This window comes from Actinosynnema pretiosum (assembly GCF_024171695.1).
GTDB classification, from domain to species: domain Bacteria; phylum Actinomycetota; class Actinomycetes; order Mycobacteriales; family Pseudonocardiaceae; genus Actinosynnema; species Actinosynnema pretiosum.
In genome coordinates this window covers 197709-218830 of record NZ_JAMTCF010000009.1, presented here as the reverse complement: position 1 = coordinate 218830, position 21122 = coordinate 197709, and the positions used below count along the sequence as shown (strand labels likewise).

The following is a 21122-nucleotide window of genomic DNA, read 5'->3' as shown; positions in this document are numbered from 1 at the left end:
CCTAGCGCAGCTTGGGGTCGAGTGCCTCGCGCACCGCGTCGCCGAGCATCACGAACGCGAGCACGGTCGCGGTGAGGAAGCCCGCGGGGAACAGCAGGGCGTGCGGGGCGACCCGGATGTAGTCCTTCGCGCCGTTGATCATCACGCCCCAGGACACGACCGGCGGTCGCAGCCCGATGCCCAGGTAGGACAGCGTGGCCTCGACGCCGATGAACGCGCCGAGCGCGATCGTGGCGTACACCAGGACGGGCGCGACGCAGTTGGGCAGCAGGTGCTTGACCATGAGCCTGCCCGAGCCCGCGCCGAGCGCGCGCGCCGCCTTCACGTAGTCCTGCTGCTTGGCCGCGACGGCCGTCGACCTGGTGATGCGCATGGCCACCGGCCAGGACAGCACCGAGATGGACAGCACCACCTGGGCGACGATGCGGGTCGCGCCCGCGTCACCGCCCGCGTTGAGCGTGGTCAGGATGACGATCGCGCCGAGCACGAACGGCACGCCGACGAACACGTCGGCGACCCTGGACACGACCGCGTCGAGCCAGCCGCCGTAGAACCCGGCGAGCAGCCCGAGCACGGCCCCGACCATGAGCACGCCGAGCGTGGCCAGCAGCCCGACGATGATGGACGCGCGCGCCCCGTGCACCGTGCGGGCGTAGATGTCGTAGCCCTGGTTGTCGTAGCCGAACCAGGCCTCGGCCGAGGGCGTTCCCCGACTCCTGGACAGCACCGCCAGGTTCGGGTCCGCCGAGGTGAACAGGCCGGGGAACACGGCCATGACCACCACCAGCGCGATGAGCGCGGTCGACACCCAGAACAGCGGCCGGGACCGCAGCTCCCGCCAGGCGTCGCCGAACAGCCCGCGCGACTCGCCGCCAGGCGCGCCGCCCACCTCGGCCAGACCGCTGGCCGCCACCGACTCAGTCATAGCGAATCCTCGGGTCGAGCACGGCGTAGAGCAGGTCCACCAGCAGCGTCATGAGCAGGTAGACCAGCACCAGCAGGGTGACCAGGCCGGTCACCATCGCGCCGTCCTTGGTCAGGATCGAGCGGAACACGAGCCCGCCGATGCCGGGCACGTTGAAGATGCCCTCGGTGACGATCGCGCCGCCGAGGAAGGCCCCCAGGTCGGTCCCCAGGAAGGTGATCACCGGGATGAGCGAGTTGCGCAGCAGGTGCACGCCCACCACCCGCTTGTCCGGCAGGCCCTTGGCCAGCGCGGTGCGCACGTAGTCGGCGCGGCGGTTCTCCGCGATGCTCGCCCTGGTCAGCCGCGCCACGTAGGCCATCGACAGGCTCGCGAGCACGAAGCCGGGGACGAGCAGGTCGCCGAACGTCGGCGACGACCCGACCGTGGGCGCGATCCAGCCGAGTTGCAGGCCGAACACCAGCTGCACGACGTACCCGGTGACGAACACCGGGATGGAGATCAGGAACAGCGTGGACACCAGCACCAGGCTGTCAAGGAACCCCCGCCCGCGCAGCCCGCTCAGCACGCCCGCCGCGATGCCGATGACGGCCTCGATGAGCAGCGCGACCAGCGCGAGCTGCAGGGTGACCGGGAACGTGTCGGCGATCCGGTCGGCGACCTCGATGCCCGAGGACGTCTCGCCGAAGTCGCCCTGGACGAGGTTCAGCAGGTACTTGCCGTACTGGACGAGCAGCGGGTCGTCCAGGTTGAACTTCTCCCGCATGGCCGAGACGTAGGACTCCGGGCAGTCCCGCTCGCCGCACTTGCCCTCGAACGGGTCGCCCGGCACCGCCCACACCAGGGCGTAGATGAGGAACGTGGTGCCGAGGAAGACCGGCACCATCTGCAGCAGCCTGCGCAGCACGTAGCGCCCCAAGAGCGCACTCTCCTCCCGAGGGGCCCGGCCGCGCCGGAGGGGGCGCGGCCGGGCGTCGAGCTAGGGGACTCAGCCGACCTCGACGGAGGCCAGGTCAAGGGCGCGGAAGGGGTCGATCTTGGCGGAGGTGAGCCGGTCGGACCTGCCGCCGATGGTGTTCTGCGTCCACAGCGGGGCGGACGGCATGTCGGCGGCGATGAGCTTCTCGGCCTCCTGGTAGAGGGCGATGGCCTCGTCCGGGTCGGCCGCCTTGTCCGCCTCGGCGAGCTTCGCGTCCACGGCCGGGTTGGAGTACAGGCCGTCGTTGGAGGAGGAGCCGGTGCGGTAGTTCGGGGTGAGCCAGTTCTCGATCGACGGGTAGTCGGCGATCCAGCCCGCGCGGTACATGCCGGTCATCTCGTGCGCGTTGACCTTCTGGCGGAACTCGCCGAAGCTCGTCGACGGCGAGAAGCGCACGTCGAGGCCGAGCGCGTTCTTGATGCTGTTGGCCACCGCCTCGGCCCACTCCTGGTGGCCGCCGTCGGTGTTGGACAGCAGCAGCAGCGGGCCGCTGTACCCGGACTTGGCCAGCAGCTCCTTGGCCTTGGTCGGGTTGTACTCGCAGTACTCGCCGCACTGGTTCGGCGTGTAGCCCTCGGTCAGCGGGTGCACCCAGCCGTCGGCCGGGACGCGGCTGCCCTCGAAGATCACCTGGGTGATCTGCTCGCGGTCGATCGACATGGAGATCGCGCGGCGCAGGTCCACGTTGTCGTAGGGCGGCAGGTAGAACGGGAAGGCGATGGTCTGGTTGTTGAGGGTCTCCTTCTGCAGGACCCGCTCACCGAGGTCGCCCTCGTACTTCTTGCCCGCCAGCGCGTTCGGGGGCAGCTCCTCCATGAAGTCCAGCGAGTTCGCGACCAGGTCCGCGTAGGCCGACTCGCGGCTCTGGTAGACCTTGAGCGTGACGTCCTTGATCTTCGGCTTGTCGTCGCCCTTGTAGTCGTCGTACCGGGTCAGCTTGACCTCGGCCCCGACCTGCCGGGAGACGAACTTGAACGGCCCGTTGCCGATCGGCGCGGCCTCGAAGGCCTTCTGGTCCTTGAAGAACGCCTCGGGCAGCGGGGAGAAGACCTCGTAGCCGATGGTCACCGGGAAGACCGAGAACGCCTCGGTGAGGGTGACGGTGAAGGTGCTGTCGTCGACGACCTTCAGCCCCGACATGGTCTCGGTGGTCGGCGTGGGCGCCTGCTGCGGCCCGTCCGCGCCGTCCGGGTCCTCGGGGTGGACGTCGGCGTAGCCCTCGATCTGGGAGAAGAACGACGCGCCCTGGGTGGCGTTGGGCCCGTAGGCGGTCCAGTTCCAGGCGTCCACGTAGCTCTTGGCGGTCACCGGGGTGCCGTCGTGGAACTTCCAGTCGGGCTTGAGCTTGATGGTGAAGACCTTGGAGTCGGTCGTCTCGATCGACTCGGCCATCGCGTTGCCGGGCTGCCCGGTGTCGGCGTCGTAGTCGACCAGCCCGGTGAACATGGCGTCGAGGATGCGGCTGCCACCGACCTCGGTGGTGTTGCCGGGGACCAGCGGGTTCTCCGGCTCGGTGTTGAAGATCGTGATCCCCGCGTCCGCGGAGCTGCCTGCCCCGTCGCCCGCAGAGCCACCACAGGCCGTGACCACCATCACAGACGCGGCTAAGATGGGCACCAAGCGTACACGCGACATGCGTCCTCCCCTCACAACCGACCCGATCGGCGGTGACCGAGCAGAGCCATTTGCTTGCACAGCGTGAGAGGGACGCTATCCGTGATGTGGCGGAGTCCACACGGGTGAAGGGGTTACATCCTGATCACGAACATTCCCCGTTGACCGTTCTCCCCGAGCGGACTCCACCCACCGCGCTCACCCCCCGACGGCCTGCGAGAAGGCGATCCCGTCCAGGATGTCGTGCTCGCTGGCGACCAGCTCGGTGATCCCGGCCCGCTCGGCGAGGTGCTCCGCGATGGCCCGAACCACGATCGCCCCACCGCAGATCACGTCGACCCGTCCGGGGTGCATCGCCCCGAGCGCGGCGCGCTCGTCGTGCGGCATCAGCAACAACCGCTCCGTGATCTCCTGGATCCGAGCCAACGGCAACCGCGCGAGATGAATCTCATCCGGCCGGTACGTGTCCAACTCCTTGGCCAGCGCGACAAGCGTGGTGACCGTCCCCGCAACCCCGATCCAGGTCCGCGCCCGCTCAACAGGAACGTGGTCGAACGCCTGCTGCAACACGGCCTTGGCCGTCACCACCGCGTCCTCAACCTGCGCCGCACTGGGCGGGTCGTCGTGCAAGTGCCGCTCGGTCAACCGAACGCACCCGATGTCGACGGACCGGGCAGCCTCCACACTCCCGACAACCCCGTCCCACCCCCCGAGCACGATCTCGGTGGACCCCCCACCGACGTCGGAGACGAGGAACGGCCCGTCCTCGGCCTCAAGGTCAGCCACAGCCCCCGTGAAGGACAGCGCGGCCTCCTCGTCCCCACTGATCACCTCGGCGACCTGCCCGAGCACCTCCTCGGTCATCCCGAAGAAGTCATCCCGGTTGGACGCGTCCCGAGTGGCCGAGGTGGCCACCATCCGCACCCGCTCGGCCCCCTTGCGCCGGAGCACGGCGGAGTAGTCCACCAACGCCGCACGGGTGCGCGCCAACGCGTCCGGGTGCAACGCCCCCGTGGCGTCGACCCCCTGCCCGAGCCGGACGACCCGCATCTCCCGGTACACGTCCCGCAACCACCGCGACCCGTCGTCGGAAGCGGTGACATCGGCGACGAGAAGCCGAATCGAGTTGGTCCCGCAGTCGATCGCGGCCACGCGCGCCATGGTGGTGCCCTCCGTTGTCGAGCCAGCACAAAACGCTAACCCGCACCCCAACGTCCTGGCACACCAGACCCACCCAAGCCCCGCCCCGCACACGCAAGCTCACCGCACTCACGCACTCCCAGGCTCACCGCACTCGCGGGCTGCAGGGCGAGCGCAGCGAGCCCGCAGCCACCCAATCCCGCGTCCCTCGTCTCCGTTTGGCCTGGCGAAGCCTAAGCGCGCTCGTCAAGATGCCGCCGCACTACCCGGCAGACCGCCCGAGCCAAACGGCGTCTTGACGAGTGTGCTTACCTGAAAGGAGGCCAAACGGAGACGAGGGACCCCGCCCACCGCAGTATTCCGCAGTAGACGGGGCCACCAACAAAACCGCCACCGGCCGACAGGGCTAGTCCCCCTCGTTTTTGGAGGCCTGCCCCGCCGGCGAGGCGAGCTCTTCAGCTTTTGATCTCCAGCACTTCAACTCTCAAGCCGTGGTCATCGGAACCGCACTGCCCTGGGGCAGCGCCGACTCCACGCTCGGCTTCGCCTTCGTGCCGTTGGTCGCGGACGCCGACTCGCACCCCGGCGGAACCTCGGTCGTGGTGGTCACCGTCACCGGCTCAGACGGACTGGTCTCGGTGGTCGTCGTGACGACCGGAGCGCTCGGGCACTCCCCGCCAGTCGGCGGCACGCTCGACCCGCTGGACGGCGGCACGCTCGGCCTGCTGGACATCGGCACGCTCGGCACATCGGGCAACGGCTTGCCCGACCCGCTGGACGAGGGCACGCTCGACCCATCTGTCGTCGTGGTCGTCGTGGTGGTCGAAGTGCTCGACCCACCACTCTGCCCGTTCCCACTTCCCTGGTTCCCACTCCCCGTCCCACCGGAATTCCCAGGCGGAGCGATCGGCGTGAAGTCCTCATCCGACCCCGCCAGATCGGGCAGCAACGTCACCCCGTTGCGATAAGCGTCAGCCCAGTACAAAACCGTCCGCACATACTCCTCGGAGTGGTTGTACCGAAAAACCGACTTGGCCCGCTGAGCCGGATCGCTCAAATCCGACCCGTAAGCGCACAAATAATTCCCAGCCCCAACAGTCGCATCATAAACGTTGTTGGGATTCCGCTCCCCGTCCCCGTTCCCGTCAGCCGCGTACCCCTGCCACGTCGACGGGATGAACTGCATCGGCCCCACGGCCCGGTCCCACGTCGTGTCGCCGTCGTACCGCCCACCATCCGTGTCCCGAATGGCCGCGATCCCCGGCCCGCCGTTCAGCACCGGCCCCAGGATCGCCGGAACCGCGTTCCCCCGAGCGTCCACCCGCCCGCCGCGCGCGTGCCCGGACTCGATCCGCCCGATCCCCGCCAGCAACGACCAGTGGATCTTGCACCCCGGCGTCGTCTGCGCCAACCGCTGCTCGGCCCGCGTGTACGCGTCGAGCATCACCCCCGGCACCCCCAGCGGCCCGGTGGGCAGGCCGTCCACCCCGGTCGGCAGGTAGTCGCCGAACGCGCTCGCGTCGTCCGCGTCCGCGATCAGGTCCGCCCCGAGCGCGTCCGTCCGGGGGAGCTTGCCACCGACGCCGAACGTGTCCGCCCCGGAACCGGACCCCGCCGACAGCGCGTTCAGCACGTCCCCGACACCCGGCGGCACGGCGCTCAGCGCGCTCCGCGCGGACACCGGCAACCAGTCGACGCCCAGCGCCCCGTTCAGCAGCGCGGGCACCAGCATGGCGCACGTCGCCGTCGCCGCCAGACCCCGCTGCCTGGGCGTCATGGCGCCTCGATCTGCTCTTCGGCCGCGTCCCCGTCGCTTCGGCACAGCAGCGAACTCCCTAGTCGGTGGATCCCCCGTTCCCGCCGACCAGACTGCCCGATCCAGGGGTGCCTGTCACGGGCGTGCACCTGCTTTGTGCCCCCAGGTCTGCCCTCGCGGTCAGCTTTTCACCTGTGGCCAACACTCCCGTTCCCTGAACGGGAGCCTTCCTCACGTCCGGGCGGCGCAGTCCCCGCTCGGCCACACGTCCGCGAGCAGCCCGAGCGCCTCGTCACCGAACGGGTTCACGCCGGGACCGACCGCGAGCGCGTGCCCGACGTGCACGTGCAGGCACTTGACCCGGTCCGGCATCCCACCGGCCGTGACCTTCGTGCCCAGCGACTCGATCGCGTCCCGCTCGGCCAGGTACGACTCGTGGGCGCGCAGGTACGCGGCGGCCAGCTCCTCGTCCTCGGCGAGCCGGTCCTGCATCTCCCGCATGACCCCCTCGCTCTCCAGCCTGCTGACCTGACCGGTCAACCGGGGGCACGTCAAGTAGTACAGCGTCGGGAACGGCGTGCCGTCCTCCAGCCTCGGGTTGGTCTGCACCACCGAGGGGTGCCCGCTCGGGCACCGCGCCGCGATCGCCCGCATCCCGCGCGGAACCCGCCCGAGCTGCTCCGCGACGATCGCCAGGTCCTGCTCGTCCACGTTCGCTTCGCCGTTCACTTCGCCGCCACCGAGTCCCACAGCTGCTGGTACCAAGCCTTGTTCGCGACCGGCTCGCTGGCCGGCCTCTCCTCTTGCTCCGGACGCCCCGAGTCACCGGGGAGCTGGACGACGTAGGGCGTCTCGCCCGGTCGCACGTAGTGCAGCCTGCGCCGCGCCTCGGCCGCGATGACGGCCGGGTCGTCGAGCTGCTCCTTGCGCTCCTCCAACCGCGCCACCTGCTCGCGCAGCGCCTGCTGCGACGTCGCCACGTCGCGCAGCTCGTCCCGCTGCGCCAGGTAGGTCCGCAGCGGCACGGCGATGCTGAGCGCCAGCGCGCACACCACCATGGCCAGCATCGCGGCCTGGCGGGTGCTGGTCATGCCGAACGCGCCACCGGTGCCCGCGCCCGCGCGGGTGCGCGCCTTGGACTGCGCCCGCCGCCGGGCGGGCTGCTGCCGCGCCCCGGCACGCCCCTTGGCCGCCTCGTCGCGGGCCGCCCCGCGCGCACCGGCCTTCGGAGCGGCGCCGCCGGAAGCCGGACCCGACCCCGCACCCGTCCCAGCTCCAGCACCAGCCCCAGCTCCGGCCCCGCCCCCCGCGCCCTCGCGGGCCGAGGTCGTCCGCGCCCCCGAGCGCCCCGAACCGGACCGCGAGGTCCGGCCCGAGGCCCCCGAGGCAGAGCGGGACCCCGGCGCGGACCCGCCGCGCCGAGCGCCCCGTTCCCTTCCAGCCATCAGCCCTCCGGCGTGAACCGCGGGAAGGCCGTGTCACCGGCGTAGCGCGCGGCGTCGCCCAGGGCCTCCTCGATGCGCAGGAGCTGGTTGTACTTCGCGGTGCGCTCGCCTCGGGCGGGCGCGCCGGTCTTGATCTGGCCCGCGCCGACCGCGACCGCGAGGTCCGCGATGGTGGTGTCCTCGGTCTCGCCGGACCGGTGCGACATCATCGAGCGGTAGCCGTACGAGGTGGCCAGGGACACCGCGTCCAGCGTCTCGGACAGCGTGCCGATCTGGTTGACCTTCACCAGCAGCGCGTTGGCGGCGCGGCGGGAGATGCCCTCCTCCAGGCGCTCCGGGTTGGTGACGAACAGGTCGTCGCCGACGATCTGCACCTTGTCGCCCAGCGCGGCGGTCATCGCCACCCAGCCGTCCCAGTCGTCCTCGGACAGCGGGTCCTCGATGGACACCAGCGGGTAGGCGTCGACCAGCTCCGCGTAGTACGCGGACATCTGCTCGGCGCTGCGCTTGTTCTTCTCGAACGTGTAAGCGCCGTCCGAGAAGAACTCGGTGGCGGCCACGTCGAGCGCGAGCGCGATGTCGCGGCCGGGGCGGTAGCCCGCCTTCTCGATCGCGACGAGGATCAGGTCCAGCGCGTCGCGGTTGCTGGACAGGCTCGGCGCGAAGCCGCCCTCGTCGCCCAGCCCGGTGCCCAGGCCCTTGCTCTTGAGCACGGACTTGAGCGAGTGGTACACCTCGGCGCCCCAGCGCAGGGCCTCGCGGAAGCTCTCCGCGCCGATCGGCGCGATCATGAACTCCTGGATGTCCACGTCGGTGTCGGCGTGCGCGCCACCGTTGAGGATGTTCAGCATCGGCACCGGCAGCACGTGCGCGTTCGGGCCGCCCACGTAGCGGAACAGCTCCAGGCCGGAGGACGCGGCGGCGGCCTTGGCCACGGCCAGCGACACGCCCAGGATCGCGTTCGCGCCGAGCCTGCTCTTGTCCGGGGTGCCGTCCAGGTCGACCAGCTTCTGGTCGACCACGCGCTGCTCGACGGCCTCGATGCCCACCAGCTCCGGGCCGATCTCGTCCAGCACCGCGGTGACCGCGTGCTCGACGCCCTTGCCCAGGTAGCGCTTCGCGTCGCCGTCGCGCAGCTCCACCGCCTCGTGCTCGCCGGTCGAAGCGCCGGACGGCACGGCCGCGCGCTCGAGCGTGCCGTCGTCCAGCGCCACCTCCACCTCGACGGTGGGGTTGCCGCGCGAGTCCAGGATCTCGCGGGCGCCGACCTGCTCGATGACAGCCACGTGCTGCTCCCTCGTCAGACCATTCCTGTATCGGTGACGAGACTAGTTGGTGACGGCGGGGAAGCTGCTCCGACGGGGGGTGCCGGGGGCGGCTCGTCCAGGTGGAAGCGCCCGGCGGCACGAGCGCGGCCACGGCGTCGCGGTGCGGTGGTTCGCGCTCTCGCGCTGCTCCGCGGCACGGGGGTAGCGTGGCAACGATGGCCGAGAGCACGTTCGACGCCTTCCGCAAGGCGGAGGCACTGCTGGCGGAACGCCGCCCGCTGGAGGCGCTGCGCGCGCTGGAACCGGTGCTGGAGGCGGCTCCCGACGAACCGTCCGTGCGCCTGCTCGCCGGACGGGCGTACCTGGGGTCGGCGCAGTTCAGCCGCGCCGAGGAGGCGTTCCGGAAGGTCCTGGAGATCGACCCGTCCGACTACTACGCGCGGTTCGCGCTGGGCAGGACCCTGCAGCGGCAGTCCCGGCTGCCGGAGGCGCTGACCCAGTTCAGGATGGCGGTCGCGATGAACCCGACGCCGGAGTACCAGGAGGCGCTGGGCGAGCTGAGCGCCCGCCTGGCCGTGGAGCGCGACGCCTCGGACTGAGACCCGCCGAGCCTGGGCGGACGGGCCGGGAGAGCGCTCCCCACCGTCCCCGATCGGCTTGCCGAAGCGGGTGGCGAGCACCTCAAGACCACCCGCGCGGCCGGGCGTGTCGCACGGTCGGGAACCGGCGCCCGCGCGACCACCCCCGCCGAACGGCCCCCGACGAGCAGAACGGGCGGTGGGCCACCCGCGCCCACCGCCCGCCGCTCGAACCCCTGAGCGCCCCGCTCAGCCCGTCAGCTTGCCGGTCGGGGCGGGCGCGCCCACGCTCGCGCGGGCGTACGCGTCAGCCCCGCTGAACACGTTGCGCGCGTACTCCACCGACTCGTTGTAGGTCATCACCCCGCGCCACCACCCGGCGCCGCTGGCCATGTCGCCGCCGCTGACGCACAGGTACCGCCCGGCGGTCAGCGCCGCGTCGTCGATGTCCTGCGGGTCCGGGTCCTTCCCGTCGCCGTTGGCGCGCATCCCGTACTGCTTCCACGTGGTCGGGATGAACTGCATCGGCCCGACCGCGCGGTCCCACTCGGTGTCGCCGTCGAGCTTGCCGCCGTCAGTGTCCTCGATGGCCTTCACGCCGGGGCTGCCGTCGAGCGGGATGCCGATGATCGGCTCGTTGGGCCTGCCGTCCTCGCCGAGCTTGAGCCCGCCGATGGTGCCGTGGTGCGACTCGACGCGGCCGATGCCCGCGAGCGTCGCCCACGTGATGCCGCACCGGGGCAGCTCCTCGCGCAGCAGCAGCTCGGCCTCGCCGTAGGCGCGCAGGGCCCGCGCGGGGACCTCGATCTTCTTGGACAGCTCGGCGGCCCAGGCGGCCACGGCGGCGGAGGTGTCGCCACCGTCCCTGGAGGTGGACGCCGAGGGGGACGTGGAGCGGGACGGGGAGGAGGAGCCTGACGGGGAGGCGCTGGGCGCGGCCGTCGGCTCGCCCGCCGCGTTCGGCACGGCGCTCCCCGGCTCCAGCTCCTGGAACGGCACCTGGAAGGGCGGCTCGGGCTCGGCCCTGGGTGTGCGCCCCAGCATGGCGATGCCGTAGGCGCCGCCTGCGACGACGCCGAGCAGGATCAGGACCAGCACGAATCGGCCGAAGAAGGCTCCACGGCGGGAACGCCGGTTCGGCGCGGGCTTGGACTGCGGCGGGACGACCACCTGCCCAGGCTACGGGTTCACGCTGCGCTACCCGCCGGAAAACCCGGACGGAACGTCCCGTTTGTCCGAAGGGACTGGTCGGGACCGGGATTGAGGGGTGGCCCCCCGAGGGGGGCTCACCACCGCGCTGACGCAGCGCCACCACCGGAGAACCCGGTGGTCACGCGGCCGGGCGTCCCCCGCCGGGCGCGAGCGCCCCCGGCGGGGAACCGGCCGTCGATCAAGTTCACCCCAACGGAGGTAGCGCGGGCGGCACGGCGGCGGGACGGGACTCCAGCGCCTCCAACGCCATCCGCACCGCCGTGTCGAGCTGCGGGTCGCGCCCGGCCACCCGGTCCTGCGGGGTGATCACCACCTCCACGTCCGGGTCGACGCCGTGGTTCTCCACCCCCCAACCGGGTCCGGCGAACCACGACGCGTAGCGGGGCTGGGTGACGCCGGTGCCGTCGACCAGCGAGTACCGCATGTCGATGCCGATCACCCCGCCCCACGTCCTGGTGCCGACCACCGGCCCGATGCCCATCTCCTTGATGGCCACGTTCACGATGTCGCCGTCCGAGCCCGCGTACTCGTCGGCGATCGCCACCACCGGCCCGCGCGGCGCGTCCGCCGGGTAGGTCTCGTGCGCGGTGAAGCCCCGCCCGACCGACCAGCCGATGACCTTCCTGGCCAGCTTCTCCACCACGAGCTGCGAGGTGTGCCCGCCCGCGTTCTCCCGCACGTCCAGCACGACCGCGTCGCGCGCCACCTCCACCCGCAGGTCCCGGTGCAGCTGCGCCCAGCCCGCGCCCATCATGTCGGGCACGTGCAGGTAGCCCACCTTCCCGCCGGACAGCTCGTGCACGCGGGCCCGCCGGTCGGCCACCCACGCGTGGTAGCGCAGCGCCTCGTCGTCGGCCAGCGGCACCACGACCACCCGCCGGGGGTCGCCGTCGCCGCCGGGCCGCACGGTCAGCTCCACCGGCTTGCCCGCCGTGCCGACGAGCAGCGGCGCGGGCCCGGTCACCGGGTCGACCCGGCGGCCGTCCACGGCGGTGATCACGTCACCGGCGCGGACCGCGACGCCGGGCGCGGACAGCGGCGAGCGCGCCGCCGGGTCCGAGGTCTCGCCGGGGATGACCCGCGCGATCCGCCACGAGCCGTCCTCGCCGCGCTCCAGGTCCGCGCCGAGCAGCCCGACCCTGCGCCCCCGCGCGCGCCGCGACGGCATCACGTAGGCGTGCGAGGTGCCCAGCTCGCCCTGCACCTCCCACAGCAGGTCGACGAGGTCGTCGTAGCTGCCGAGCCGGTCGACCAGCGGCCGGTACCGCTCCAGCACGCCCGCCCAGTCGACGCCGCCCATGTCGGTGCGCCAGAAGTGGTCGCGCATGAGCCGCCACGCCTCGGCGTAGGCCTGCCGCCACTCGGCGGCCAGGTCCACCACGACCCGCACCCGCGACAGGTCGACGTCGACCGAGTCGGTGTCCTCGCCGTCGACCTTCCGGTCGCTGGGCACCACCCGCATCTCGTCGCCGTCGTGCACGAGCAGCCGCTGCCCGTCGCCGGTGACGGTGAACGCGTCCACGCCGTCGGCCAGCACCTCGGTCCGGCTCTTGGCCAGGTCGAACCGCTCCAGCACGGCGCGCGCGGGCCGCGAGTCGGCGCTCGCCTGGTTGTCGCCCAGCACGCCGTGCAGCGGGCTGCGCAGCCACAGCAGCCCGCCCTTGGCGGTGGTCAGCCCCGAGTACCGCCCGGCGGCCACCGGCACCGCGACCACCCGGTCGGCCAGGCCCTCCAGGTCGACGACGGTGATCGGGTTCTCCTCCTCCTTGTCCTTGTCCTTGTCGCCGGAGTCGTCGCCCACCGCCCGGCCCAGCCGCAGCGGGTCGAACGGGGACGGGGTGGTCGCGGCCAGCGGGACCAGGTGCGGGCGGCAGCCGGTCGGGAACGACAGGTCGAACACGTGCGCGTCGTACACCGGGTCGAAGCTGCGCACCGACAGGAACGCCAGGTGGCGGCCGTCCTCGGTGAACGCGGGCGAGAAGTCGGAGAACCGCAGCGGCGTGACGTCCACCGGCACGAGGTCCTCGGTGCTCGCCATCCGGATGTGCTGGAGCGGGCTGGGGCCGGGCTGCGCCCAGGCCAGCCAGTGCGAGTCGGGCGAGAACACCAGGTCGTCCACGTGCGGGTTGGCCCCGGAGAGCACCTCGCGGACCTCGCCGGACTCGACGTCGACCAGCAGCAGCCGCCCGTCGTGGGTGGCGACGGCGAGCTTCTTGCCATCCGGGGACGCGGTCAGCTCCAGCACCCGGCCGAGCTGCCCGGCGGCGACGCGACGCGGCTCCTCGCCCGGCTCGCGCCCGCCGACCGGGCTGAACTCCAGCGCCTCCTCGCCGTCCGCGTCGGTCACCCACACGACGGTGTCGCCGAGGACCCTGGGCAGCCTGGCCCGCACGCCCGGCTCCTCGGCCAGCGCCCGCACCGGGCCGTCCCGGTGGGTCACCCAGTGCACGGTGCCGCGCACCTCGACGGCGCTGGCCCGACCGGTGCGGTCCGGGTGGGCGTCGTCGGGGCTGGGCGCGACGTGCCGGGGCGTGCGCGCGGTGCGCGGACCGGCGAGGGCGATGTCGAGCCTGCGCGGCTCGGCGTCCAGGCCGTCGAGCAGCCACAGCTCGCCCGCGCACTGGTAGACCACGCGGCGGCCGTCCGTGGTGGCGACGCGGGCGTAGAAGAAGTCCTGGTGGGTGTGCCTGCGCAGGTCGGAGCCGTCCGGGAGGGCGGAGTAGACCGAGCCGACGCCCTCGTGGTCGGACAGGAACGCGATCCGCTCGCCCACCCACATCGGCGAGGTGAGCGGGGAGGTCAGCTCCGGCAGCACGCGGGTGAACTCGCCGCCGCCCTCGACGTCGACCCACAGCTTGGCCGCCATGCCGCCCCGGTACCGCTTCCACCAGGCCGGGTCGCGGCCCGCCGCGCTGGAGGTGAGCACCTGGCGGTCCGGCCCGTAGGCGACGTCGCCGACCCAGCCGAAGGGCAGCTTCTCCGAGGGACCGCCGTCGAGCGGGACGGCGTGCGCCCACTCGCGGTTGCTCGTGGCCTGGCCGGTGGTGCTGATCGCGACGACGCGCCCGTCCGGGGTCCAGGTGCGCACGCCGGTGATGTGGTCGCCCCAGTGGGTGAGCCTGCGGGCGGGGCCGCCCGAGACGGGGGCGGCGTGCACCTCGGGGGCGCCGTCGCGGTGGCTGGTCCAGGCCAGGTGGGCGCCGTCGGGGGAGAAGCGGGGGGTCGACGCGCGTACCTGGTCGGCTGACACTCGCCAGGCCCGGCCACCGTCGAGCGGGGCCAGCCACACGTCGTCCTCGGCCACGAAGGTGACGAGATCCCCGTGCAGGTGGGGGAAGCGGAGGTAGGCGGGTTCGGTCACCCCCTCGACGTTAGCGGCCACCCCCGTCAACACCGGATCGGACACCCGTGAGGGCGAAGGTGGTCAGGGGATGGGATGAGCGGAACCGCGATTTCGCCGAGAAGGGCCCACAAAAGCCGAGGGATCGTTCAACAATCCTCTTGTTGAACGATCCCTCGTCAAGCACCGGGAAATCAGGTCGTCCAGAACTCCCGCCAGTCCTGAGCGGTGAGCGTCGTCCGCCCAGCCGCGCGCGCCGCCAGCTCGGTCTGCCGCACGCTCTTCTCGAACGCCCGCGCCACCGCCCGCAGCTCGGCCTCCGGGTCCTCCCCCGCCAGCTTCGCCAGCGCGGCCACCCCGAACAGCGTCGTGCCGGTGTCGTCCCCGTCCGGGACGAGGTCGGCGGGCCACCCGGCGCGCGCGGCCCGCTGCACGAGCTTCGCCGCCAGCGCCGCGGCGGGCTGCCCGAGGGCGACCCCGTCGACGCTGGACTCGCGCTTCTTCTCCTGCTGCTTGAGCTCCTCCCAGCGGTGCTCCTGGGTGGAGGCGTCGCGCACCGCCGGGTCACCGCCCGCGAACACGTGCGGGTGCCTGCCGACGAGCTTGGCGACCAGGTCGGCGGCCACCTCGTCCACCCCGAACGGCCGCTCGGGGTGCTCGGCGGCGACGCGGGCGTGGAACAGCACCTGGAGCAGGACGTCGCCCAGCTCCTCGCGCATCGCGTCCCGGTCGCCGTCCTCGATGGCTTCCAGGAGCTCGTACGTCTCCTCGACGAGGTACTTGCGCAGCGAGTCGTGGTCCTGCTCGGCGTCCCACGGGCAGCCGCCCGGCGAGCGCAGCCGGTCCATCACCGCGACCGCCTCGACGATCGGCGGCTCGGGCGCGCGCACCAGCCGCGCGCCGCGCGCCACCAGCTCGGCGGCCAGCGGTTCGGCGGGGTCGGAGGTGAGCAGCACCGACCCCGCGTCCAGCTCGGACGCGGAGCCGGGCGCGGGGCGCACCCCCTCCTGAAGGGGCACGCCCGCGCTCGCGCAGACCACCGGCGCGGCCCGCAGCGCGGACAGCTCCGCGAGGGGCACCGCCCAGCCGAGGCGGGCGCTGACCACGATGACGGTGACCGGCGGCGCCGCGTTCGACCCGACGGCGCCCGGCACCGCAGCGCCCGGCCCGGTCGGCGCTGTGGCGGGTGGGACGTCCGACGTCACGACTGGACCTGCCTCGCCTTCAGCTGCAGGCCGCTCAGCTCGCCCTCGCTCGGCACCGGGCCGTAGTTGATCGCGTCCCACACGCCGTAGCGCGGGTTCAGCTCGATGTCCGGCGACCCGGCCAGGCTCTGCATGAGCCGCAGCCCGATGCCCTCCAGCGCGGACGGGGTGAGCTGCGCGCCCCCCGCGTCCAGCCCGCTCGCCGTGGCGTCGGTGTCGCGGTCGGTCACGTAGGCCACCAGCCACTGCGAGCTGCTCTGGCTCGGCGGGTACGCCAGCACGGTGCCGGGCTCGGCGCCGAACAGCGGGGCCTGCGCGGCCTCGGGCGACTCGGCCGAGCTGACCTTCTGCCCGCGCCCGGCGAGCTGCTGGCCCTCGGGACCGCTCGGGGCGGCGGCGATGAAGCCCGCCATCTTCGACGGGTCGGCCGCGACCTGCCTGGCCTTCGCCTTCGCGTCCTCACCGCTGGTGGTGAAGAAGTAGTCGAAGGTGACCTCCATCCGGTCCGCGTACTTGCTGGCCAGCTTCACCAGCAGCAGCTGGTCCCTGGCCCGCTCCGCGAAGGTCTCCTTCGTGTACACGGTGCCCTGGGACGCCGCCTCCGCGCCGCCCGCGCTCTCGACCGCCTCCGCCACCTCCTCCTCGGTGGCGGACACGCCCTCGTTCGCGGCGGCCTTCGCGATCAGCTCGTGCCAGACCTTGATCTGCACGAGGGTGTCGGCGACCTGGTCGAGCTTGCGCTCGCGCTGGAGGGCGACCTTGACGTCGGGCTCCTTCGCGAGCACCAGTTCGAGCTGGTGCTGGACGTCGGCCAGCGGCACCACCGAGTCGCCGACGATGGCCGCCGACCCGATCTTGCCGGGGCCCGAGCCGCAGCCCGCCACCAGCAGTGCGACGGCCGCGACGGTCAGGGTGAAGCGCCTCTGCACAGTCCTCACGCCCAGTACCCTCTCACGAACTCGTGACACCGCTCACGGGCGCTCCCGCGAGCGATTCGAGGAAGCGGGCGCACCAGGCGAGCAACTCCTGGTCGCGCAGCGGGGGCGCGCCCATCCGGCCGCCCGCCGCGCCTTCGGTGGGCCGAGGCGTGGTCACCGTCCCGACCGCCTGCTTGTAGACCGCCTTGGGGTGCAGCCTGCGCAGCCGCACGGTCTGCGAGTCCTTCAGCTCCAGCGGCGCGAACCGGATCGAGCTGCCCTGCAGGGCGACCTCGGTGACGCCGTGCGCGCGGCAGGTGTGCCGCAGCCTGGCCACGTCCAGCAGCCGCTCCACCGGCAGCGGCGGCGCGCCGTAGCGGTCCTTGAGCTCGTCCCGCACCGCCGTCAGCCCCGCCTCGTCGACGGCCGCCGCGATCTTCCGGTAGGCCTCCAGGCGCAGCCGCTCGCCCGGCACGTAGTCGTGCGGGATGTGCGCGTCCACCGGCAGCTCCACCCGGACCTCGGCCAACTCGGCCTCCACCTCGCCGTCGGCCCCCGCGGAGCGGCGGAACGCCTCGACCGCCTCGCCGACCAGCCGCACGTACAGGTCGAAGCCGACGCCCGCGATGTGCCCGGACTGCTCGGCGCCGAGGATGTTGCCCGCGCCCCGGATCTCCAGGTCCTTCATGGCCACCGCCATGCCCGCGCCCAGCTCGGTGTTCTGCGCGATGGTGGCGAGCCGGTCGTGCGCGGTCTCGCTGAGCGGGGACTCCGGCGGGTAGAGGAAGTACGCGTACCCGCGCTCGCGGCCCCGGCCGACGCGCCCGCGCAGCTGGTGCAGCTGGGACAGGCCGAGCAGGTCGCCGCGCTCCACGATGAGCGTGTTGGCGTTGGAGATGTCCAGGCCGGTCTCGACGATCGTGGTGGACACCAGGACGTCGTACTCGCGCTCCCAGAACCCCTGGATGATCTTCTCCAGCTTGTCCTCGTTCATCTGGCCGTGCGCGGTGACCACGCGCGCCTCGGGCGCCAGCTCGCGGATGCGCCGGGCGGCCTTCTCGATCGAGGAGACCCGGTTGTGCACGTAGAACACCTGGCCGTCGCGCAGCAGCTCGCGCCGGATGGCCGCGCCGACCTGCTTGTCTGCGTAGCCGCCGACGTAGGTCAGGATCGGGTGCCGCTCCTCGGGCGGGGTGAGGATCGTGGACATCTCGCGGATGCCCGCCAGCGACATCTCCAGGGTGCGCGGGATCGGCGTCGCGGACATCGTCAGCACGTCCACGTGCGTGCGCAGCGCCTTGATGTGCTCCTTGTGCTCGACGCCGAAGCGCTGCTCCTCGTCCACGATCACCAGGCCGAGGTCCTTGTACCGCAGGCTCTTCTGCAGCAGCCGGTGCGTGCCGATCACCACGTCGACGTCGCCGTCGGCGAGCCCCGCCGTGGTCTGCTCGGCCTCGGTCGGGTCGGTGAACCGGGACAGCCCCCGCACCACGACCGGGAACGCGCGCATCCGCTCGGTGAACGTGTTCAGGTGCTGCTGCGCCAGCAGGGTCGTGGGCACCAGCACCACCACCTGCTTGCCGTCCTGCACCGCCTTGAACGCCGCGCGCACCGCGATCTCGGTCTTGCCGTAGCCCACGTCGCCGCAGATGACCCGGTCCATCGGGACGCCGCGCTCCATGTCGCCCTTGACCTCGTCGATGGCGGCCATCTGGTCGACGGTCTCGGTGAACGGGAACGCGTCCTCCAGCTCGCGCTGCCACGGGGTGTCGGGCGCGAACGCGTGGCCGGGCGCGGACTGGCGGGCGGCGTAGAGCTGCACCAGCTCGGCGGCGATCTGCTTGACCGCCTTCTTGGCCTTGGCCTTGGTGTTCTTCCAGTCCGAGCCGCCCAGCTTGTTCAGCGTGGGCAGCTCGCCGCCGACGTAGCGGGAGACCTCGTCGAGCTGGTCGGTGGGCACGAACAGCCGGTCGCCGGGCTGGCCGCGCTTGCTGGAGGCGTACTCCAGCACCAGGTACTCGCGGGTGGCGCCCGCGACGGTGCGCTGCACCATCTCCACGTACCGGCCGATGCCGTGCTGCTCGTGCACGACGTAGTCGCCGGTCTTGAGGGCGAGCGGGTCGACGGCGTTGCGCCGCCGGGACGGCATCCGCCGCATGTCCTTCGTGGACGTCCCGCCGCGCCCGCCGGTCAGGTCCGTCTCGGTGAGCACCACCAGGGACAGCTCGGGCAGCGCGAACCCGTCCTCCAGCGCGCCCCGCACCACGGTGACCGCGCCGGTCTTCGGCGGCTCGTCCAGCGAGTCCACGCACACCGCGCCGACCTGGGCCTCGCGCAGCTGCTCGGTGGCCCGCTGGGCGGTGCCCGCGCCGGGCACGACCAGCACGGCCGTGCCGCCGGACGCGGTGTGGGCGCGCAGGTCGGCGAACGCCCGGTCCACGTCGCCCTGGTAGGCCTGGACGTGCTTGAACTCCAGCCGCAGCACGTCCGAGCCCTCGGTGGTGAGCTGGCTGAGCGTCCACCACGGCTTGTCGGCGGCCCGCGCGGCGTCGGCGACCTCGTCCAGCGAGCGGTAGGCCGAGGCCCCGAGGTCGATCGGCGCCTTGCCGCCACCGGCGGCGGCCATCCAGGAGGCCTCCAGGAACTCCTGCCCGGTGCGGACCAGGTCGCGCGCCCTGGCCCTGATCTTCTCCGGGTCGTTGACCAGCACGTGCGTGCCGTCCGGGACCACGTCGGTGAGCAGTTGCAGCTCGCCCTCGCACAGCGCCGGGATCAGCGCCTCCATGCCCTCGGACGGGATGCCCTCGGCGAGCTTGGTGAGCATCTCGGCGAGCTGGGCGTCGGCCTCGTGCTCGGCGGCCAGCTCCCGCGCCCGCTCCCGCACCCGCCCGGTGAGCAGCAGCTCGCGGCACGGCGGCGCGGTGAACGCGTCCACCTGCTTGGGCAGCGACCGCTGGTCGGCCACCGAGAACGGCCGGATCTCGGTGACCTCGTCACCCCAGAACTCGACCCGCAGCGGGTGCTCGGCGGTGGGCGGGAAGACGTCGAGGATGCCGCCGCGCACGGCGAACTCGCCGCGCTTCTCCACCATGTCGACCCGCGTGTAGGCCAGCTCGGCCAGCCGGTGCAGCAGGGCGTCGAAGTCGTGCTCGGACCCGGTGGCCAGGTCGACCGGCTCCAGGTCGCCCAGGCCCGGCGCCATGGGCTGGATGAGGCTGCGGACCGTCGCCACCACCGCGCGCAGCGGCCGGTCGCCGGGGTGGGCCAGCCTGCGCAGCACCTGCAACCGCGCGCCCACCGTGTCCGCCCTGGGCGAGAGCCGCTCGTGCGGCAGCGTCTCCCAGGACGGGAAGATCGCCACCGCCTCGGGCCCGACCATGTCCCGCAGTACCGAGGCCAGCTCTTCGGCCTCCCGCCCGGTGGCGGTCACGGCGAGCACCGGCGAGGTGCGCGAGAGCGCGGCGGCCACCAGCGGCCGGGCGGCGGGCGGTCCTTCCAGCTCCAGCTCGGGTGAGCCCGCGGCCTCGGCCAGCGCGCGCAGGGCCTTGTCGGGCAGGACGGCGGTCAGCAGGCCGGACAGCGGGCCGGGCTGGGACATCGGAGTGCGGCTCCCGTGACTGGTGGAAAACGCGGACAGACCCCTCCCCCGGACGAGGCGCCGGGGTCGGGGGCTCCGCTCCAGGGTACGACCGCGCCCCGACGGCGCGCCGGTCCCCGAAAGAGCCGGGCGGGTCGCCCGCACCCATTCCCCCACCCCCTCTGGAATTATTCCCGAATCTTCCGCCGCTCCGGTGAATCTTCCCCAGCGCTACCCGTGACCTGCCGATTCCCTCGTTGACGCCACTCGCCCCGGCCCCCCACAATCCCCGAATGGCCGGTCCCGGCGCTTTCCCAACCCCGTGGCTGGTCGTCTACGGCTACGGCGACCTGTCCTACCGCCTGGCCCAGCGGGCGGCCGACCAGCTGCGCGCCAGCGGCGCCACGACCTGGCTCACCACGATCCAGGAGGTCGCCCCGGCCACGCTCCCGAGATTCCGGGGCGCGGTCCTGGTCCTCCCCACCTCGGCCTCGGCCGCCTCGAACCGCAGGACGAACGCCGCCCGCGCCCGCTTCACCGAACTGGCGGCGGCCCTGGCCCCCTGCGCGACCCACGTCCTGCACGTCGGCGCCCCGGCCGACCTGGCCCCGTTCCCCGAGTACCGCGCCCTGCGCCCCCGAGTGCGCGCGGTGCACCACGTCCCCCGCAGCACCGCCCCGGCCCTGGACGTGCTCCGCCTCCTGGTGGACAGCGAGAACCGGGCCCACGACGAGCGCTCAGCGGCCCTCTGGGCACACGCGCGCGAGTGGGGCGTGACCACCACAAAACAGGTCGAGGCCCTTCTAGCCGCAGTGGCCGAACGCCGCGCCCGCTACGAGGAGCGCCGCTTCCACCAGGCCCGCCGCCCCCACCCCGACTACGACCTGAACCGCCTGGACCTCCTCCTGGACCACCCCGACGCCGCACCCCCGAGACGCCCGTGGATGAGCGCCGTGGAGCACGGCAGGGTCCTGGACGGCTACACCGAGTCCGGCGCGCGGGTCACCAGGGACACCATGCGCCTGATGCGAGCCGCCTGCCCCACCTTCGCCAGACCGACCGACCGAACCGGCAAAAAAGGCGCCCAGTCCGACCTCAGGGACATCCACCGCACCCTGACCGCCCTGTCCCGCCTCCAGGAAGACGCCCCAACCCCAACCTGAGAC

Annotated in this window: 15 protein-coding genes; 2 read left to right on the top strand and 13 right to left on the bottom strand. The window is 72.6% G+C overall.

Annotation, left to right across the window (positions count from 1 at the left end; genetic code table 11):
• Position 1 precedes the first annotated feature (1 nt).
• The 8 genes from LV78_RS20185 to eno all read right to left on the bottom strand — a co-directional run bounded on the left by LV78_RS20185 (position 2) and on the right by eno (position 9145).
• Positions 2 to 925: an ABC transporter permease gene (locus tag LV78_RS20185; protein ID WP_253846815.1), complete on the bottom strand. Its 924-nt coding sequence runs from the start codon at positions 923 to 925 to the stop codon at positions 2 to 4.
• A complete protein-coding gene (locus LV78_RS20180) occupies positions 918 to 1844 on the bottom strand; it encodes an ABC transporter permease (protein ID WP_253846814.1) in 927 nt (308 codons plus the stop codon). Before LV78_RS20180 ends, LV78_RS20185 begins: the two co-directional genes overlap by 8 nt.
• Positions 1845 to 1913: 69 nt before the next feature.
• On the bottom strand, positions 1914 to 3539 hold the full coding sequence (locus tag LV78_RS20175) for a peptide ABC transporter substrate-binding protein (RefSeq protein WP_253846813.1): 1626 nt from the start codon (positions 3537 to 3539) through the stop codon (positions 1914 to 1916).
• A 177-nt stretch (positions 3540 to 3716) separates the two neighbouring features.
• Positions 3717 to 4679 carry a Ppx/GppA phosphatase family protein gene (locus tag LV78_RS20170; RefSeq protein ID WP_253846812.1) on the bottom strand — a complete coding sequence of 321 codons (963 nt, stop codon included), beginning with the start codon at positions 4677 to 4679 and terminating at the stop codon, positions 3717 to 3719.
• 463 nt (positions 4680 to 5142) lie between these two features.
• Positions 5143 to 6435, bottom strand: a complete 1293-nt coding sequence (locus tag LV78_RS20165) for a lytic transglycosylase domain-containing protein (RefSeq protein WP_253846811.1) — start codon at positions 6433 to 6435, stop codon at positions 5143 to 5145.
• A 210-nt stretch (positions 6436 to 6645) separates the two neighbouring features.
• On the bottom strand, positions 6646 to 7068 hold the full coding sequence (locus tag LV78_RS20160; protein WP_253846940.1) for a DUF501 domain-containing protein: 423 nt from the start codon (positions 7066 to 7068) through the stop codon (positions 6646 to 6648).
• 71 nt (positions 7069 to 7139) lie between these two features.
• A complete protein-coding gene (locus LV78_RS20155) occupies positions 7140 to 7859 on the bottom strand; it encodes an FtsB family cell division protein (protein WP_253846810.1) in 720 nt (239 codons plus the stop codon).
• Positions 7859 to 9145, bottom strand: a complete 1287-nt coding sequence (gene eno / locus LV78_RS20150) for a phosphopyruvate hydratase (RefSeq protein WP_253846809.1) — start codon at positions 9143 to 9145, stop codon at positions 7859 to 7861. Before eno ends, LV78_RS20155 begins: the two co-directional genes overlap by 1 nt.
• Positions 9146 to 9342: 197 nt before the next feature.
• On the opposite strand from eno, the gene LV78_RS20145 reads away from it, so the two are divergent.
• Positions 9343 to 9726 carry a tetratricopeptide repeat protein gene (locus LV78_RS20145; protein ID WP_253846808.1) on the top strand — a complete coding sequence of 128 codons (384 nt, stop codon included), beginning with the start codon at positions 9343 to 9345 and terminating at the stop codon, positions 9724 to 9726.
• Between the two features lie 228 nt (positions 9727 to 9954).
• On the opposite strand, the gene LV78_RS20140 is transcribed toward LV78_RS20145, so the two are convergent.
• The 5 genes from LV78_RS20140 to mfd form a co-directional block, all read right to left on the bottom strand.
• Positions 9955 to 10875 (bottom strand): lytic transglycosylase domain-containing protein, encoded by a 921-nt coding sequence (locus LV78_RS20140; protein ID WP_253846807.1) that lies wholly within the window; start codon positions 10873 to 10875, stop codon positions 9955 to 9957.
• A gap of 226 nt (positions 10876 to 11101) precedes the next feature.
• Positions 11102 to 14278 (bottom strand): S41 family peptidase, encoded by a 3177-nt coding sequence (locus tag LV78_RS20135; protein ID WP_253846806.1) that lies wholly within the window; start codon positions 14276 to 14278, stop codon positions 11102 to 11104.
• A gap of 173 nt (positions 14279 to 14451) precedes the next feature.
• Positions 14452 to 15411 carry a nucleoside triphosphate pyrophosphohydrolase gene (locus LV78_RS20130; RefSeq protein WP_372494973.1) on the bottom strand — a complete coding sequence of 320 codons (960 nt, stop codon included), beginning with the start codon at positions 15409 to 15411 and terminating at the stop codon, positions 14452 to 14454.
• Between the two features lie 47 nt (positions 15412 to 15458).
• Complete coding sequence (locus tag LV78_RS20125; RefSeq protein ID WP_253846805.1) at positions 15459 to 16400, bottom strand: peptidylprolyl isomerase; 942 nt, start codon at positions 16398 to 16400, stop codon at positions 15459 to 15461.
• A gap of 13 nt (positions 16401 to 16413) precedes the next feature.
• Complete coding sequence (mfd, locus tag LV78_RS20120) at positions 16414 to 19977, bottom strand: transcription-repair coupling factor (protein ID WP_253846804.1); 3564 nt, start codon at positions 19975 to 19977, stop codon at positions 16414 to 16416.
• 272 nt (positions 19978 to 20249) lie between these two features.
• Between mfd and LV78_RS20115 the strand changes: the two genes are divergently transcribed.
• Complete coding sequence (locus LV78_RS20115; RefSeq protein ID WP_253846803.1) at positions 20250 to 21119, top strand: hypothetical protein; 870 nt, start codon at positions 20250 to 20252, stop codon at positions 21117 to 21119.
• Positions 21120 to 21122 lie beyond the last annotated feature (3 nt).

What these genes read in the sequence shown, in the direction of transcription:
- LV78_RS20185 (WP_253846815.1), bottom strand. Translation starts at nt 925, where the DNA reads ATGACTGAGTCGGTGGCGGCCAGCGGTCTGGCCGAGGTGGGCGGCGCG.
- LV78_RS20175 (WP_253846813.1), bottom strand. Translation starts at nt 3,539, where the DNA reads ATGTCGCGTGTACGCTTGGTGCCCATCTTAGCCGCGTCTGTGATGGTG.
- LV78_RS20170 (WP_253846812.1), bottom strand. Translation starts at nt 4,679, where the DNA reads ATGGCGCGCGTGGCCGCGATCGACTGCGGGACCAACTCGATTCGGCTT.
- LV78_RS20165 (WP_253846811.1), bottom strand. Translation starts at nt 6,435, where the DNA reads ATGACGCCCAGGCAGCGGGGTCTGGCGGCGACGGCGACGTGCGCCATG.
- LV78_RS20160 (WP_253846940.1), bottom strand. Translation starts at nt 7,068, where the DNA reads ATGCGGGCGATCGCGGCGCGGTGCCCGAGCGGGCACCCCTCGGTGGTG.
- LV78_RS20155 (WP_253846810.1), bottom strand. Translation starts at nt 7,859, where the DNA reads ATGGCTGGAAGGGAACGGGGCGCTCGGCGCGGCGGGTCCGCGCCGGGG.
- LV78_RS20145 (WP_253846808.1), top strand. Translation starts at nt 9,343, where the DNA reads ATGGCCGAGAGCACGTTCGACGCCTTCCGCAAGGCGGAGGCACTGCTG.
- mfd (WP_253846804.1), bottom strand. Translation starts at nt 19,977, where the DNA reads ATGTCCCAGCCCGGCCCGCTGTCCGGCCTGCTGACCGCCGTCCTGCCC.
- LV78_RS20115 (WP_253846803.1), top strand. Translation starts at nt 20,250, where the DNA reads ATGGCCGGTCCCGGCGCTTTCCCAACCCCGTGGCTGGTCGTCTACGGC.